The organism is Streptosporangiales bacterium (genome assembly GCA_009379825.1).
Taxonomy (GTDB): Bacteria; Actinomycetota; Actinomycetes; order Streptosporangiales; family WHST01; genus WHST01.
Genome location: WHTA01000018.1, coordinates 1 through 14,678 on the forward strand (window position 1 = coordinate 1; position 14,678 = coordinate 14,678).

Annotated in this window: 15 protein-coding genes and 1 pseudogene; 10 read left to right on the top strand and 6 right to left on the bottom strand. The window is 70.8% G+C overall.

Features of this window, described 5'->3' with window-relative positions; genetic code table 11:
- The first annotated feature begins 62 nt into the window (after window positions 1–62).
- The 5 genes and pseudogenes from GEV07_11625 (at window position 63) to GEV07_11645 (ending at window position 4,446) form a co-directional block, all read left to right on the top strand.
- Window positions 63–688 (top strand): annotated as a pseudogene (locus GEV07_11625) (class E sortase).
- A gap of 110 nt (window positions 689–798) precedes the next feature.
- Window positions 799–2,169, top strand: coding sequence for an FAD-binding protein (locus GEV07_11630; GenBank protein ID MQA03336.1), 1,371 nt, complete (start codon window positions 799–801; stop codon window positions 2,167–2,169).
- A gap of 12 nt (window positions 2,170–2,181) precedes the next feature.
- Window positions 2,182–2,688: an OsmC family peroxiredoxin gene (locus GEV07_11635; protein MQA03337.1), complete on the top strand. Its 507-nt coding sequence runs from the start codon at window positions 2,182–2,184 to the stop codon at window positions 2,686–2,688.
- Window positions 2,689–2,789: 101 nt separating this feature from the next.
- On the top strand, window positions 2,790–3,164 hold the full coding sequence (locus GEV07_11640) for a hypothetical protein (GenBank protein ID MQA03338.1): 375 nt from the start codon (window positions 2,790–2,792) through the stop codon (window positions 3,162–3,164).
- A complete protein-coding gene (locus GEV07_11645) occupies window positions 3,145–4,446 on the top strand; it encodes a hypothetical protein (protein ID MQA03339.1) in 1,302 nt (433 codons plus the stop codon). The genes GEV07_11640 and GEV07_11645 overlap by 20 nt, the downstream gene beginning before the upstream one ends.
- On the opposite strand, the gene GEV07_11650 is transcribed toward GEV07_11645, so the two are convergent.
- Genes GEV07_11650 through GEV07_11660 form a run of 3 tightly spaced genes read right to left on the bottom strand, consistent with a single transcriptional unit; the run spans window position 4,282 to window position 8,199 of the window.
- Window positions 4,282–5,913 carry an acyltransferase family protein gene (locus tag GEV07_11650; protein ID MQA03340.1) on the bottom strand — a complete coding sequence of 544 codons (1,632 nt, stop codon included), beginning with the start codon at window positions 5,911–5,913 and terminating at the stop codon, window positions 4,282–4,284. The genes GEV07_11645 and GEV07_11650 overlap by 165 nt on opposite strands.
- Window positions 5,597–7,609, bottom strand: coding sequence for a glycosyltransferase (locus GEV07_11655; GenBank protein MQA03341.1), 2,013 nt, complete (start codon window positions 7,607–7,609; stop codon window positions 5,597–5,599). The genes GEV07_11650 and GEV07_11655 overlap by 317 nt, the downstream gene beginning before the upstream one ends.
- A complete protein-coding gene (locus tag GEV07_11660) occupies window positions 7,606–8,199 on the bottom strand; it encodes a hypothetical protein (GenBank protein ID MQA03342.1) in 594 nt (197 codons plus the stop codon). The genes GEV07_11655 and GEV07_11660 overlap by 4 nt, the downstream gene beginning before the upstream one ends.
- 398 nt (window positions 8,200–8,597) lie before the next feature.
- On the opposite strand from GEV07_11660, the gene GEV07_11665 reads away from it, so the two are divergent.
- Complete coding sequence (locus tag GEV07_11665; protein MQA03343.1) at window positions 8,598–9,407, top strand: glycosyl hydrolase; 810 nt, start codon at window positions 8,598–8,600, stop codon at window positions 9,405–9,407.
- A 9-nt stretch (window positions 9,408–9,416) separates the two neighbouring features.
- Here the strand turns inward: GEV07_11665 and GEV07_11670 are convergent, their stop codons facing one another.
- Entirely contained in the window at window positions 9,417–9,596 is a 180-nt protein-coding gene (locus GEV07_11670) for a hypothetical protein (GenBank protein MQA03344.1), read from the bottom strand.
- Between the two features lie 259 nt (window positions 9,597–9,855).
- Window positions 9,856–10,932 carry an HAD family hydrolase gene (locus GEV07_11675; GenBank protein ID MQA03345.1) on the bottom strand — a complete coding sequence of 359 codons (1,077 nt, stop codon included), beginning with the start codon at window positions 10,930–10,932 and terminating at the stop codon, window positions 9,856–9,858.
- Between the two features lie 5 nt (window positions 10,933–10,937).
- Between GEV07_11675 and GEV07_11680 the strand changes: the two genes are divergently transcribed.
- From GEV07_11680 to GEV07_11690, 3 genes are read left to right on the top strand one after another with little or no spacing between them, the layout of a single operon-like run.
- The gene (locus GEV07_11680; protein ID MQA03346.1) at window positions 10,938–11,378 is read left to right on the top strand and encodes a universal stress protein; all 441 of its coding nucleotides are present in this window, start codon (window positions 10,938–10,940) and stop codon (window positions 11,376–11,378) included.
- A gap of 58 nt (window positions 11,379–11,436) precedes the next feature.
- Complete coding sequence (locus tag GEV07_11685) at window positions 11,437–11,883, top strand: hypothetical protein (GenBank protein ID MQA03347.1); 447 nt, start codon at window positions 11,437–11,439, stop codon at window positions 11,881–11,883.
- Entirely contained in the window at window positions 11,859–12,581 is a 723-nt protein-coding gene (locus GEV07_11690) for a hypothetical protein (GenBank protein MQA03348.1), read from the top strand. Before GEV07_11685 ends, GEV07_11690 begins: the two co-directional genes overlap by 25 nt.
- Here GEV07_11690 and GEV07_11695 read toward each other — a convergent pair.
- Window positions 12,578–13,213, bottom strand: coding sequence for a cupin domain-containing protein (locus GEV07_11695; protein MQA03349.1), 636 nt, complete (start codon window positions 13,211–13,213; stop codon window positions 12,578–12,580). The two genes, GEV07_11690 and GEV07_11695, sit on opposite strands and share 4 nt — an antisense overlap.
- Window positions 13,214–13,335: 122 nt before the next feature.
- Here GEV07_11695 and GEV07_11700 point away from each other — a divergent pair, with 122 nt between their 5' ends.
- A complete protein-coding gene (locus GEV07_11700) occupies window positions 13,336–14,652 on the top strand; it encodes a M24 family metallopeptidase (protein ID MQA03350.1) in 1,317 nt (438 codons plus the stop codon).
- Window positions 14,653–14,678: the final 26 nt, after the last annotated feature.

Sequence of the window (14,678 nt, forward strand, 5' to 3'; positions counted from 1 at the left end):
ATCAAGCACAACCGCAGGATCCGAAGTCTCTTCCGTCGAGGGCTCGCAGCGGCGGACAGCGAATGGAAGCTCATCTACGCCACCCACAACCTGCTGAAGACCTACCGGACGGCCTGACAGCCCCACCGCTCACCCGAATCGCGGACCGACCTCGACCGGCCAGCCAGCAGGCACAACATTCGTGCGACAGCCTCTGGGGAACGGGTTTCCACACCGACAGTGCCCAGCAGCGTCTCGCCCAGGAGCTACACCGCCCCGAACCAGCGCACCCCGAGCCGCCGCGTCCAGGACATGCGACCGCGGAGATCCGGATCCCCGCGCTCGGCGCCGACTACCGGTACGTGATCGTCGAGGGCACGTCCGCGGAGGAGCTACGCAACGGCCCCGGCCACTACCGCGGGTCCGCACTGCCGGGGCAGACCGGCAACTTCGTCGTCGCGGGCACCGCACCACCTACGGCGCACCGTTCAACCGCCTCGACGAGCTCCGCCGCGGCGACGCCATCGTGATCCGCGCGGACGGCCGGCGGTACCGGTACGCGGTGTACGCGAGGCGCGTCGTGGCACCCGACGAGATCGGCGTCACCCATCCCGTACCTGGCAGGGCGCTCATCACGCTGACCACGTGCCACCCGGAGTACTCGGCCGCGCAGCGACTCGTCGTGCACGGCGAGCTCACCCGCCGCTGAACTGCCGCGTTGTCAGGGCGCTGTCAGGCGAACGTACGGGCGCTGTCGGTGGCCCGCCCCTGCCGCGGGTACGAGGCTGGGTACCGGTGCGATGGCCGATGGAGGGCGACATGGGTGGCATGACCGTCGAGGGGTTGCGCGAGCGAACGCGTGGTGCCGTGATCACGGCCGAGATGAGCGAGTACGACCAGGCGCGCGCGGTGTACAACGCGATGGTCGATCGCCGTCCCCGGGTGGTGGTCCGGCCGGTGAACGCCGGGGACGTGATGGCCGCGGTGGACTTCGCCAGGGAGAACGAGCTCGACCTCGCCGTACGCGGCGGTGGTCACAGCGTGCCAGGGTTCGGCACGTGTGACGACGGTGTCGTCATCGACCTGTCGGCCATGCGCGGTGTCCGCGTCGACCCTGTCGCGCGCCGTGCGCGCGTCGAAGGCGGCGCCACCTGGGGCGACTTCGACGGCGCGACCCACGCCTTCGGGCTTGCCGCCACCGGCGGCATCATCTCCACCACGGGCGTCGGCGGTCTGACCCTCGGCGGCGGGATCGGCCATCTTGCGCGTAGCTGCGGCCTGTCGTGCGACAACCTGCTCGCGGCCGACATCGTGACGGCCGACGGTCGGTTCGTCACCGCGAGCAGCGACGAGCACGCCGACCTCTACTGGGCGCTGCGCGGGGGGACGGGGAACTTCGGTGTCGTGGTCTCGATGGAGTTCGCGCTCCATCCCGTCGCTACCGTCTATGGTGGCCCGCTGGTGTTCGAGCTGGACGCTGCGTCGGACCTGCTGGCGTTCTACCGCGAGTTCATCGCGACGGCCCCGGAGCAGCTGGGTGGTTTCCCCGCGTTCCAGATCGCGCCGCCGTTGCCGTTCATTCCCGAGGACCGCGTGGGTGAGCCGTTCGCCCTGTTCGTCGCGTGCTGGTCCGGGCCGGTCGACGAGGGCGAGGAGGCGCTCAAGCCGTTGCGCGACGTCGCGCCGACCGTGGCCGAGCACGTCGCAGCGATGCCGTACCCCGTGCTGAACAGTGCGTTCGACGCACTGCTGCCGCCGGGGTTGCGGCATTACTGGAAGGCCAACTTCGTCATGGAGCTCACCGACGACGCCATCGCGGCGCACCTGGAACACGGGCCGAAGCTGCCGGCGATGCAGTCGACGATGCACATCTACCCGATCAACGGCGCGTGCCACCGGGTGGCTCAGGACGAGACCGCGTTCGCCGCGCGGGACGCCAACTTCGCCACGGTGATCGCCGGGATGTGGCCGGATGCCGCCGACGACGAGGCCGCCATCTCCTGGGTGCGTGACTACTACGCCGCCACGGCGCCGCACTCGGAGGACAGCGGGTACGTCAACTTCATGGCCGCGGACGACGCGAACCGGGTGCGGGTCAACTACGGCGCCAACTACGACCGGCTGGTCGAGGTGAAGCGGAGTTACGACCCTGGCAACCTGTTCCACCTGAACCAGAACATCGAGCCGTAGTCGGTGATCCAGGTGAGGCGTGCCGAACTACAGGAGGTCCAGGCTCCACTTAAGGCGCGGTACCGCGACGACCCGGCGGCGGCCGTCGTCACGCTGCGGGCCACGGGGACACTCGGCGACGACCTCACCTGCTCGGTCGCGACCGGCAGGGCACTGGTCGACGCGGGGCTGCATCCCGCGACCGGCGGCGACGGCGGCTCGGTCTGCTCCGGCGACATGCTGCTCGAGGCACTCGCGGCGTGCGCGGGAGTGACGCTGCGCGCCGTCGCGACCGCGCTGGACCTCGACGTCCGCGCAGGTGCGGTGCACGTGGCGGGCGACCTGGACTTCACGGGCACGCTCGCCGTCGACCGCGACGCGCCGGTCGGCTTCCGCAGCATCCGGGTCGGCTTCATCCTGGACACCGACGCGTCCGCGGACGAGCTGGCCACCCTCGTGCGGCTCACCGAGCGCTACTGCGTCGTGCTCCAGACGATCGCGACCGCCACCTCCGTGTCCGTCACCCGGCTAGGGACTTAGGTCCCAAGCGTGCATGGACGTAGGTAACTACCGGTTACGACGCGTCCTGTGGGGTACTGCATCGGGGGGAGTCCGTGCACAACGTCATCGGGGGGAGTCGCATGCGGACCGAGAAGAGCAGACGTAGGCTGGGGCCCGCGCCGCTGGCGGACGAGATCTACGACTACCTCGCATCCGTAGTGGGACGCCTCGACGAAGTCGAGATGCAGGCGTGCGAGCTCGACGAGCCTGCGCACGTGCAGCTGATATCCCCCCGCCGGGCGACGGACGTCGTGACCGAGCTGGTGGACATCATGGCGGCCGGCACCCTCAGGGTCGTCTTCGCCGTGCACGGAGCGGCGCCCCAGCCGTGGACGAGGATGCGCGTCTACCACGTCGACGAGCCGCTCGCCGAGTACACCGTGGCGATCAGCCACGCCGAGGCGGTGAACGGCTCAGCGGTCGGGGACCGCGAGTATGCGCAGCACGCCGGTTGACCACGCCAGGCCCCTTCGCCGGATGCGCCTGCAGCAGACCGTGGTGTACCTGTTCGTGAGCGTGCTGGCCTTCGGCACGATGGTCACTCTCGTCGCACGCGCGGACGCGGACGAGCGGGCGGCCCGGCTGGACGCCTCGATGCGGACGACGGCGGAGGCGGCGGCCGCCCTCGTCTACTTCGAGAGGAACCGGCTCGAGCTCGCCGAGCTCGCCGCCGACCCGGTGGCGTCCGGACGCCCACAGGTCGTCGTGTATCGCGGCACGCCGCCGGTGCGGCGCGTGTTCGCGACGAAGCGCCCCGGTGTACGTGTGGCCGACAGCGAGCTGCTCCCGCTGGCCGCCGACGCCGTCGGCGAGAGCACCGAGGCGCGGGGTACGGCGGTGGCCGAGGACGGCGGCGAGCGCCGGTTGTTGGCCACACCGTTCTACGACAACGGCGGCGAAGTGGCCGGCGCCGTGGTGGTGGTCGGCGATCCGGCCGCAGTCGCGGCGGGCCGTAACCGGTTGTTGGCCGCGCTCGTCCTCGGCGGTGCGGGTCTGTTGCTGGTCGCGTCCGTGAGCTCGTACCTGCTGACCCGCCGCAGCACCCGCGTGCTCCGCGACGCACTGCGCCGCCAGCACCGGCTCGCCGGTGGTGCGGAGCGGTCGCTGCGGACCGTCGTCGTGGAGCTGCGGCGGTCTGCCCTGGCGGCGTTGAGTGATCCCGCGAGGCGGGACGCGCTGCCCGCGCGGACCGTCGTCGTCTGCGCGCAGCTGGACTTCACCATCGACGACATCATGCTGAGCTCGCGTCTCGACGCCGGCACGTACCGGCTGGTACGCAAGCCGGTACGCCTCGACGTCCTGGTAACCCGGATCGCCACCTCCCTGGGCGCGGGCGAGGTCGACCTGGCCACCCGGCCGTGCACGGTGGTGGTGGACGAAGCGCTCGTCGAGCATGCGGTACGACATCTGGTGGTGAACGCGTTGCGGCACGGCCGGCCGCGGGTCGACGTGGAGGTGCACGGGGACGGGCGGGTGTCCGTCTCCGACCGGGGCCAGGGCGTCGGTCGGGAGGTGACCGCCGCCCTGTACTACGGCGTCGCCCGCACGGCGTCGCCCGGGGTCGGACGCGGCCTATCGATGTGCCTGTGGGCGGCCCGGCTGCACGGCGGGACGTTCACCGTCGCCGGCCGCTCCGGCGGTGGCACCGTATGTACCCTGCATCTCCAGCCGGAGGCCGCCGGTACGGCGGAGCCGCCGGTCGACCGTCCGGTCGGGGCGGCCGTGGCCGGGCAGTAGCCGGGGCCGGCGCCTGGCAGCGATGTCCTCGACCCAGCCGAACGCTAGCACCGCGACGGCGATGAGAGCCCAGGCGGTCGCGAACAGCTGCCAGGGGTCGTAGAGGCCGAGCCGGTCGTTGACCGGCACCGCAAGCTCGATGGCGATGTTGTGCCAGAGGTAGACGGTGAGCGCCCTGGCGTTGACCACGGTGACCAGTCGGCCGAGCACGGGCACGCGGTCGAGCCAGGTCAGGCCCGGCGACCAACGCAACAACACCAGTACAGCGCCTGGGCACCAGAGTGCCTGGGCGAGCGGGATCTCGTTGAGGTCGTAGCCGAAGACCGGATCCGGATGGGTCAGGGCCCAGGAGGCGCCGAGCAGCATCGCGCCGGCGGCGAGCCCGAACAGCGCCGGTAGTGGGATGCGGCGGATCATGCCGGCGCGGTGCGCGAACCCGAGCATCCAGCACGCGCCGTACGTGCCGAAGTCGAGGAGCGCGGGACCCGTGGAGCCGAGGCGCTCCACGTTCAGCACCGGCAGTGCGGTCGCGACGACCACCGCCAACGGCGCCACCGTCGTCGCGACCGGCCACCTGCGGAACAGCAGCAGTCCGGCCGGCGACAGCAGGACGAACCACAGGTAGGCGCGCACGTACCAGAGCACCTGCGTCGTGGCGGCGCCCCAGGCGCTGGCCGGTGGATCGAGGACGGGGAGGATCCAGTACGCCAGGTTCAGCCAGTCGAACGGGCGGCCTTCGGTGAGCAGCGGCCAGCCGTGCCAGAACATGACCGGCACGACGATGAGCGCGAGCAGCCAGAGGGACGGCAGCAGGCGGCGAACCCGCGAATACACCACGCGGTAGGCCGCGTACCGCTCCATCGACGCCGCGGTGAGCGAGCCCGCGAGCGCGAACATCACACCCATCGACGGGAAGACGAACGTGAGCCACGCATAGCCGTACGTGTGGTACACGACCACTCGCAGCAGCGCGACGGCGCGGAGCACGTCCAGGTACCGCTCGCGGTGGCCGGCAGGTGTTGGCACGGCTAGCGACTCTGCGCGTCCGCCAGGGTCAGTGTGCCCAGGTCGCCGTTTCGCTCGAGTTTCTGCCAACGCAGCCGGATGCCGCCGACCGCCGCGACGATCGACTGGATGATGACCGCGTACATCAGCTGTCGGTACACCACCTGCTGCAGCGGCAGCACCAGCAGGTAGCGCATCCGTTCGTTGTCGAGATGGAAGGCGTACAGCCCGCCGAGCGTCTGCACGAGCAGCACGGCCAGCCACGCGGCCACGGTGCGTGCCGGGTCGAGGAAGACGATGCCGTACAGCAGGAAGATGTCCACCAACGGTGCGAACGCGGGCAGCATGACCTGGAACAGCGCGAGGTTGAGCAAACCGAACCGTCCGAACCGTCCCGAAGGGCCGCGCTCCAGCACAGCACGCCGGTGCTTCCACATCGACTGCATGGTGCCGTAGCTCCATCGGTAGCGCTGCCGCCACAGCTGGCCCATGGTGCGCGGCGCCTCGGTGCGGGCCACAGCACCGGCGACGTACGAGATCCGCCAGCCGGCCCGGCAGATCGCCATGGTGAGGTCGGTGTCCTCGGCGAGGGTGTCGTCGCTGAGACCACCGACCTGCAGCAGGGCCTGCCGCCTGAAGGCACCCACCGCGCCGGGGACGGTGGGCATGCGTGCAGCACGTCGTACACCCGGCGGTCGATGTTGAAGCCGATGACGTACTCGATGTGTTGCCAGAGCCCGACCATGTTCCGCCGGTCGCCGACCTTGACGTTTCCCGCCACCGCGCCGATCCGCGGGTCGGCGAACGGTCGTACAAGGTTGCTCACGGTCTGCGGCGCGAAGGTGGTGTCACCGTCCACCATCACGATGAGATCGCTGCTCGCCGCTGCGATGCCGGCGTTCAGGGCGGACGGCTTGCCGCCGTTCGCCCTGCGGATCACCCGGACGTTGCCGAGACCGAGCCGTTCGGCGACCTCGGCCGTGCCGTCGGTCGAGCCGTCGTCCACGACGATCACCTCCACCGGGTGCTCGCTCGCGACGATCGATCGGACGGTGGCGGCGATGCACTCGCGCTCGTTGTAGGCCGGCACGACCACCGAGACGGTCCGGCGGGGTGCCTCGGTGGGCGGGCGTAACGCCCGGCGACGCGCGCTGGCGGCATGTCGCCTGGCGAGCACGAGCATCGCGAGCAACCGGGCGACGACGAGGACACCGGCGACCAGGAGGAAACCGGCCAGCGCCTTCGTCATCACCTTGGCGACCTGGACCACCGTCAGGAGCGCCTCGCCGCGCAGCCGTTCGAGCGCGCCGGCGGCCGGGTTCGCCGTCTGGTCGTGCATCAGCTCGCCGAGCGTCGTGAACCGGTAGCCCTGGCGCAACAGTCGCGGGATCAGGATCTCGAGCGCCGCGACGGTCTGCGCCCGGTTCCCGCCTCCGTCGTGCAACAGGATGCTCTCGCCGTTGCCGTTCCTCGGCGTGCCGCTGCGCACGATCTCCCGCACGCCGGGACGCCGCCAGTCCTGGGTGTCCAGGGTGCTCAGCACCGTCGTGTAGCCCTGCCGCCCGATCTCCCTGATCGACGGCCAGCCGCGGTTGTCGATCGCGTTCGCCTCGGACGAGTACGGCGGGCGCATCAGCGACGTGGTGACGCCTGCGCCGCCGGCGATGGCGAGCTGGGTCTCGGCGAGCTCCAGCTGGATCCGCCATCTGGCGGCGTAGGCGAGATCCGGGTGGGAGAAGGTGTGTACACCGAGCTCGCTGCCGGACTCCCTGATGTCCGCCAGGACGCCCGGATAGCGGGAAGCGAGGGAGCCCACGACGAAGAAGGTCCCCGGCACGTGGTGGTCGTGCAGCACCTCGAGGATCCGCGGCGTCCACTCGGGATCGGGGCCGTCGTCGAAGGTGAGGATCATGGTCTTGCGCGGGATGTGGTGCGTCCGCACCTCACCTCCTGTCGTGTCGACGATCGGGCCACCGTTGTGCACGACGTCGGGAACGTGGCTCACGCTGGCGGGCGGCGCCACCCGAGCGTCCGCACTGAACGTCCCGTGGGCCAGACCGTTGACCAGCAACAGGCTGAGCAGGCCGAGCAGGCCAGTGGTGATGAGCGTCCAGCGCGGCTGGACCAGGGAACGACGCGACGTGGGGTGTCCGGTCACGAGCCGCCCAGCCGGTCGAGCAGCCGCCTGAGTACACCGTCGCGGGACGCCTCGGGCGACGGGTCCTGTTCGTCGTCGGGTTCCTCGGCGGAACCCGTGGACCGCGTGCTCGGCGCCGAGCTGGTGCCCGATCGTTCCCGCGTGGGTGCTGCGCTACCGGTGTCGCGTGCCGGCCGCTTGGCCCGTTCCTGGGTCGGCTCGCCGGCCCGGCTGCTGCCGGTGTCCTGGGCGGTCGACCGCGGGGTCGACGGTCGCGCGCTCGGTGAGCGTTCGGCCGGTTTCTTCGCAGGTGTACGGGACGCCTGCTGGGTGGTCGTGGCGAGCCCACGGGGCTCCATCGTCTGCTCGACGGCGTCGGCATTGCTGGGCTCGGTCGCGTCCGGCGGCTCGCTCGCCAGAGCGAACGGCGGCGACTGCGGTGTCATCGGGTCGCTACCGAGGCTGACGGCGAGGAGCATGACGTAGCCGACGGCGAGCACGGTGAACGCGTAGGCGGCGCGCCTGAGCCTGCGTCGCCTGGTGCCCGTGACGTCCACGAACACCTGCGCGGGCGCAGGCGCGTCGACCGCACGTTTGTCATTGCCCGTCATTGGTGCCCCCGTACAGATTGCAGCCTGCAGTCCCCCGGGGGATGCCAGCGTAGGTGGGCTGCCGGTGAGTTTCGCCGGACCACGGGCAACTGGACGTATGCCGCACTCCTCGGCACGTTGTGTCAATGCGTCCGCGTCGGGTTCGACGCACTGTGCGAGCCGTTCGACCGTGGACGGTCGCGGGGCCGATCACCGGTGTGCTGTAGGAGAATTTCGCTGTGCTGCGAGTACCGAAGGTGCCGAGAGTGGTCGTACCTTTGCTGACTGCGGCACTGACTGCACTATCCGTGTCCGCATGTGCGGACGGGCCGCAGCCGCGACCGTCGAGACCGTCGGCCGACCCGCCTCGCTTCGCCCCCTACGTCGACGTCACCATGCGCGAGCCTGCACTGAGCGACGTGGCGGAGGCGACGGAGCAGCGGGCGTTCACGCTCGCGTTCATCCTGGCCGATGGCCGCCGCTGTGAGCCGACGTGGGGGAACGCCCATCCGCTCGACGACCGCGAGATCCTCGGTGAGGTGGCGGCGTTGCGGGCAGCGGGTGGGGAGGTCGTCGTCTCGTCCGGGGGAGCGGACGGGCCGTACCTGGAGAACGCGTGCGACGGTGCCGGTGCGCTGCGGAGCGCGTACGAGCAGGCGCTCGACGCGGTGCGGTCGAACCACCTGGACGTCGACCTGGAGGCCGACGTGCCGATGGGGCGGGTCGGCACCGCGCTGCGCGGGCTGCAGCGCAGCCGGGGCACGAGCATCACCCTCACGCTGCCGGTGCAGGACCAGCGAACCGGACTCACCTCGAGCGCCATGGCCGTCCTGCACGGCGCGGCGCGGCACCGCCTGGACGTGACGGTCAACGCGATGGTGATGAACTTCGGTCACACCGGCGACTGGGGGAACGCGATGACGGATGCCGCGGAAGCCGTCGTCGGGCAGCTCGAGACCGTCTGGCCCGGCAAGGGCGCCGCCGAGATCCGCCGGATGCTGGGGTTGACGCCGATGATCGGCCGCAACGACAGCGGCATGATCACCACATTGCGTGACGCGCGGACACTGCTCGCGTTCGCGCGGTCCGAGCGCATCGGCTTCCTCGCGTTCTGGTCGGTAGCGAGGGACAACGGCTCGTGTCGGGCCAGGCGAGCGGTCAGCACCTGCAGTGGCGTACCGCAGCGCGACTACGCCTTCACCGCGACCTTCAAGCGCTTCGCGTCGTGACCGCCGCGGTCAGGTGTCCGACACCGGCCAGATCTCCGGGGCGTAGCGCACCGTGACGATGAAGTGCTCCTGCGGATCCTCGTCGTACAGCCGGATGCTCGTCCATGGGTACGGCGTAGTGCCGTGCACCATGTACGCAACATGCAGTCCCTTGTCCGATATCCGGTCGATCAGCTCGGAGACCGTCACTGAGGCCGGTTTCGTCGCCCGTACCTTGAGTTGCATCGTCCGACTGCTGCCGGACTCGTGCAGCCATAGGCCGTCGACGTCTTCGATTGCCGCGGTAACCCGCGGAAGAATCTCGCCTGGCATTCGTGGGCCCCAGAATTCGTCCAGTCGGCGGCGTCGCGGCAGGGACTTACAATCTGCCCCGCGGGGGAGCCAGGTGGAGGAGAACGCGGCAAGGCGGAACGCTCGGTGAGCACGAACACCACTCGTAGCGACCGACTCACGGTATGGCTCGACGACCGCCGGTGGCGATGTGCACGTCGGTGAGACTGCGCACGACCACGTCGGCGCCGCATCCCCGTAGCTCGGTACCGGCCACGCCGCTGCGGTCGACGCCGACCACGAGGCCGAAGTCGAGCTGGCGCGCCGCCCGGACGTGCTCGGGCGTCGCCGAGACCGCGGCGACCGCGGCGGGCGGCAGACCGAGCTGGCCGAGGTGGTCGAGCGCCGCCGTCAGCAGCCCCGACGGTGACCGCAGTCCGGCCACCTCGATGTCGAACAGCTCACCGAGGCCGGTGGCTCGCACGATCGCCTGCCCCAGCCGGTCGGAAGGCGCGGCGACGAGTTGGCAGCCGCGGTCGCGCAGCTCGCGAAGGAACCGCACGGTCGACGGATACGGGATCACGTGGCGGCGCTGCAACTGGGACGCCAGGTAGCGGTCCTTGAGCTCGCCGAGCCGTTCTGTGACGTGTCGCCCGGCGGTGTCACGGTCGTCGGACGTGAGCGGGATCCCGCGGGAGGCGAGGAAGCTGCGGATCCCGTCCGCGGACGGTCTGCCGGCGAGGTGGGCGAGGTAGTCGCCGCCCATGTCGAACGGGCGGTAGCTGGCGCGCTGTCTGCCGGCCCGCGCCCGTAGGAACGAGTCGAGAACCCCCTTCCAGGCCTCAGCGTGGATCCGCTGGGTGTCGGTCACCACGCTGTCGACGTCGACGACGACCGCTTCGACGTTGGTGTCGGTCGCAGGGACGTGTTCGTCGGTGCCGTCAGTGACGGTCACGCACTGCTCCGCGGCGGCTCGCGATGTCGGCGACCTGCCGGCTCTCGCGTCGGCTGGACAACTCCTCCTGCAGGGCGGTGACGGCGTCGTTGAGCGTCTCGATCCGCAGTTCGAGCGCGCGTATGCGGTCCTCGAGCGCCGCTGCGGGCGGTCGCTGGTATTCGGGACCGATCTGTCTGGACACACCTTCAGTGCATCCCGGCCGGCGACCGCTGCACAGGGGCGTAGGTCCCGACCTGGTGGGCCGCGCGCCTCTGCCTGCCGCCCGTCGCACGGGCGACGCTCTGGGGAGGAGGGGATGCATCATGAGCGGTGCGAAGAACCCGCGGATCGTCGTCGGTGTGGACGGTTCCGAGCCGTCGAAGGAGGCGTTGCGCTGGGCCGCCCGGCAGGCGGCGCTGGTCGGAACAGACCTGGACGCCGTCGTCGCGTGGGCGTACCCGGAGATGTACTGGGGGTGGGCGCCCGGCGAGGGTGTTGCGCCACTACGGGAACAGGCGGCTACCACGCTGGCGAAGAGGGTCGAGGAGGTGCTCGGCAGCGCATCGGCCGTCGAGGCGCGCCAGCGGGTGTTGCGTGCCGAGCCGGCTACGGCGCTGCTGGAGTCCTCGGCGGGGGCGGACCTGCTGGTCGTCGGCAACCGTGGGCACGGCGCGTTCTTCGGTGCACTGCTCGGGTCGGTGAGCTACCGGTGTGTGCACCACGCGACCTGCCCGGTGGTCGTGGTCCACGGACACCGCGAGTGAGGCGGCTGCGGCTGCAGCTGTGAGCAGCGCGAGCAAGACTGGAGTCGAGGGGGTCGCGATGAAGCAGAGCCTTCGGCTCGGCCGGGTCGCCGGGATCCCTGTGGGTGTGCACTGGTCGGTGGTCGTGATCACGGCGCTGATCGCTGGGGTCCTCGGCGCGTCGGTGCTGCCCGCGGCGGCGCCGGGCACTCCGTCGGCGGTTTACGTGCTCGTCGCGGTGCCCACCGCTGTCCTGTTCCTCGCTTCATTGCTCGCCCACGAGCTCGCGCACGCTCTGGTCGCCCACCGCAAGGGCATGAGCGTGCGGTCGATCACGCTGTGGATGCTCGGCGGCGTCGCCGAGCTGGAGGACGAACCGCCCAGCCCGCGCGCGGACCTGGCGATCGCCATCGCCGGCCCGCTCACCAGCGTCGCCGTCGGCAGCACGTTCCTCGCCGCGGCGTGGGGCGCGAACGCGCTGGGTGCGCCGGGCATCGTCACATGGCGCTGTTGTGGACCGGTCTGATGAACGTGCTCCTCGGCGTTTTCAACCTGCTGCCCGGGGCGCCGCTCGACGGTGGCCGCGTGCTGCGCGCGGTGCTCTGGCGGGTCCAGGGCGACCGCGCCCGCGCCGCCCGTACGGCCACCACGGCCGGCACGGTAACCGGCGTCGTGCTGGTTGGTCTCGGCGTGCTCGAGCTGGCCGTCGTGGGCCGGTTGGACGGGTTGTGGCTGATGCTCATCGGCTGGTTCCTGGTGCAGGCCGCGGGCACGGAGCAGCGGGCGATCGGCGTCCGCAGCGCGGCCGCGGGAGCGGTCGCCGGCGACGTGATGACGCCCCATCCCGAGGTGGCGGCCGCGTGGCACACGGTGCGCGCGTTCGCGACCGTGGCCACCAGGTCGCGGCAGGCGGTCTTCCCCGTGGTCGGTTTCAGCGGCGAACCACAGGGTGTCGTCACCCTCGAGCTGCTGGCCCGGCTACCCGCCCAACGCGCCTACGATCGCATCGACGCGGTGGCGGTCACCCTGGCACCTGAGCACACCGTGGCCCCGGACACCCCGGTGGCATCGTTGGTCGGCCGCCCGCCCCTGGCGGGAGCACTGGTCGCGGTAGTCGTCGACGCCGGCGTACTCGTCGGCATCATCACCACCGACGACCTCCGGCGCTTCGTGCACCTACGCCAGCTGCAACGCCTGGCGACCCCTGCGCCCGTACCGGTCTAGTCGCCGCCGGTTACGAACCAGATGCCTACCGCGGGCTCGGTGCCGTCGTTGCGGTAGCGGTGCGGCGTGGTCGACGGGAACGAGACGGAGTCGCCGGGGTGCAGTTGGTACTCCTCGAAGCCGACGGTCACGGTCAGCTCGCCGCTGGTCAGGTGGCCGTACTCGGTGCCGGGGTGCCGCATCAGCCGGCCGGTGCTCGACGACGTACCGCCGGGCTCGTAGGTGATGCGCAGGAAGTCGACGTGGGTGCTCGGGAGGTGCCCGAGCCGCTCCCAGGTGACCCCGGAGTCGAGCTGCAGCGCCTGCCGGTCGGCGCGGGTGACGAGCGGCCCGAGGCGCTCGCCGCGGTGCGTCGCCAGCGCTTCCAGTACGGTCGTGGGCGCGGCGGCAGGGCCGGCCGGTGCAGCAACCGGTTGGTCCGGCGGGTCGAAGACGTCCTCGATGGAGATGCCGAGCGCGCTGGTGATCGCGTAGAGGGTGCTGACCGACGGTTGGCTCTTGCCCGTCTCGATCTGGGAGATCAGGCTCGCCGAGACGCCGAGGTCCCGCGCGAGGCTGCGGACGCTGATGCCGCGGCGCAGCCGCTCCTCGCGGAGCCGCTCGCCGACGTACGGCACAGGGGCTGGGGCCACGTGGTCACCTCCTCGACAGAGCGTACAGGTATAGCGCACAGATGGTTGTTCAGTATTGCTTGACACCCACCCCAACTGTTGCTTGACTCACACGTGGGCTGCGTGACCAAGGACGGTGGCGTATGGCGATTCGTACGTACGGGCCGAATGCGGTGGACTGGGAACAGCGGATCGACCTCGACCGGCTGCGCCAGGATCGGCTGGCCAGGTTGCGGGCCACACTCGAGTCGTCCTCGCTCGGCGCGGTGCTCGCCTTCGACTTCTCCAACATCCGCTACCTCACCGCGACCCACATCGGCACGTGGGCGATGGACAAGTTGATCCGGTTCGCGGTGTTGCCGCGCGGCGGCGACCCGGTGCTCTGGGACTTCGGCTCCGCGGCGCGTCACCACCAGCTGTTCAACCCCTGGCTCGACGGCGACAAGCGCGCCCGCGCCGGCATCTCCACGCTTCGCGGTGCGTTCCACCCGGACGCGGGCATCGCCGAGGAGGTGGCCAGGAAGGTGGCCGCCGTGCTCCGCGAGCACGACCTGGCGAACGAGCCGCTCGGCGTCGACCTGGCCGAGATGCCGATCCTCGCGGCGCTGCGGACGGAGGGGCTCGACGTCGTCGACGGACAGCAGGTGTTCCTCGAAGCCAGGCGGATCAAGACATCCGACGAGATCGCGCTGCTCACCCAGGCCTGCTCGATGGTGGACGCCGCGTACGAGGAGCTCTTCACGTTCCTGCGTCCCGGCGTACGCGAGAACGAGTGCGTCGGCCTGGTGAGCAAGGCGCTCTACGACCTCGGCAGCGAGTACGTCGAGGGTGTGAACGCGATCTCGGGGGAGCGTTGCGCCCCGCACCCGCACGTCTACAGCGACCGCGTGGTGCGGCCCGGCGACCCGGCGTTCTTCGACATCCTGCACAGCCACCTCGGCTACCGCACCTGCTACTACCGGTGCTTCGCGGTCGGCAGTGCGTCGCCGGCGATGCGCGACGCGTACGTGCGTTGCCGCGAGTACATGGACGCCGCGATCGCGGTGGTGCGGCCGGGCGCCACGACGGCCGACGTCGTCTCGCTGTGGCCACGCGCCGAGGAGTTCGGCTTCCCGGACGAGGAGGCGGCGTTCGCGCTGCAGTACGGCCACGGCGTCGGGCTGGCGATCTGGGAGAAGCCGATCTTCAGCCGGCTGGTGTCGCTCGACCACCCGGAGACCCTCGAGGAGGGCATGGTCTTCGCGCTGGAGACGTACTGGCCGGCGGCGGACGGCTGGTCTGCGGCGCGGATCGAGGAAGAGGTCGTGGTCACCGCCGACGGGTGCGAGGTGATCACGAAGTTCCCCGCCGAGGACCTGCTCGTGGCGGGACAGCGGTACTGGTCGGTCGGCGGCGCGCTGCCGACGGTCCGCGAGTCGCAGTCGCACCTCAACACCGACCTCGGACGCGGTGCGCCGTGAGCGCCGGCGCGGCACCCCAACTCGCC

What these genes read in the sequence shown, in the direction of transcription:
- GEV07_11645 (MQA03339.1), top strand. Translation starts at nt 3,145, where the DNA reads ATGCGCAGCACGCCGGTTGACCACGCCAGGCCCCTTCGCCGGATGCGC.
- GEV07_11690 (MQA03348.1), top strand. Translation starts at nt 11,859, where the DNA reads ATGGCGCTGTTGTGGACCGGTCTGATGAACGTGCTCCTCGGCGTTTTC.
- GEV07_11650 (MQA03340.1), bottom strand. Translation starts at nt 5,913, where the DNA reads ATGGAGCTACGGCACCATGCAGTCGATGTGGAAGCACCGGCGTGCTGT.
- GEV07_11685 (MQA03347.1), top strand. Translation starts at nt 11,437, where the DNA reads ATGAAGCAGAGCCTTCGGCTCGGCCGGGTCGCCGGGATCCCTGTGGGT.
- GEV07_11640 (MQA03338.1), top strand. Translation starts at nt 2,790, where the DNA reads ATGCGGACCGAGAAGAGCAGACGTAGGCTGGGGCCCGCGCCGCTGGCG.
- GEV07_11680 (MQA03346.1), top strand. Translation starts at nt 10,938, where the DNA reads ATGAGCGGTGCGAAGAACCCGCGGATCGTCGTCGGTGTGGACGGTTCC.
- GEV07_11700 (MQA03350.1), top strand. Translation starts at nt 13,336, where the DNA reads ATGGCGATTCGTACGTACGGGCCGAATGCGGTGGACTGGGAACAGCGG.
- GEV07_11630 (MQA03336.1), top strand. Translation starts at nt 799, where the DNA reads ATGGGTGGCATGACCGTCGAGGGGTTGCGCGAGCGAACGCGTGGTGCC.
- GEV07_11660 (MQA03342.1), bottom strand. Translation starts at nt 8,199, where the DNA reads ATGACGGGCAATGACAAACGTGCGGTCGACGCGCCTGCGCCCGCGCAG.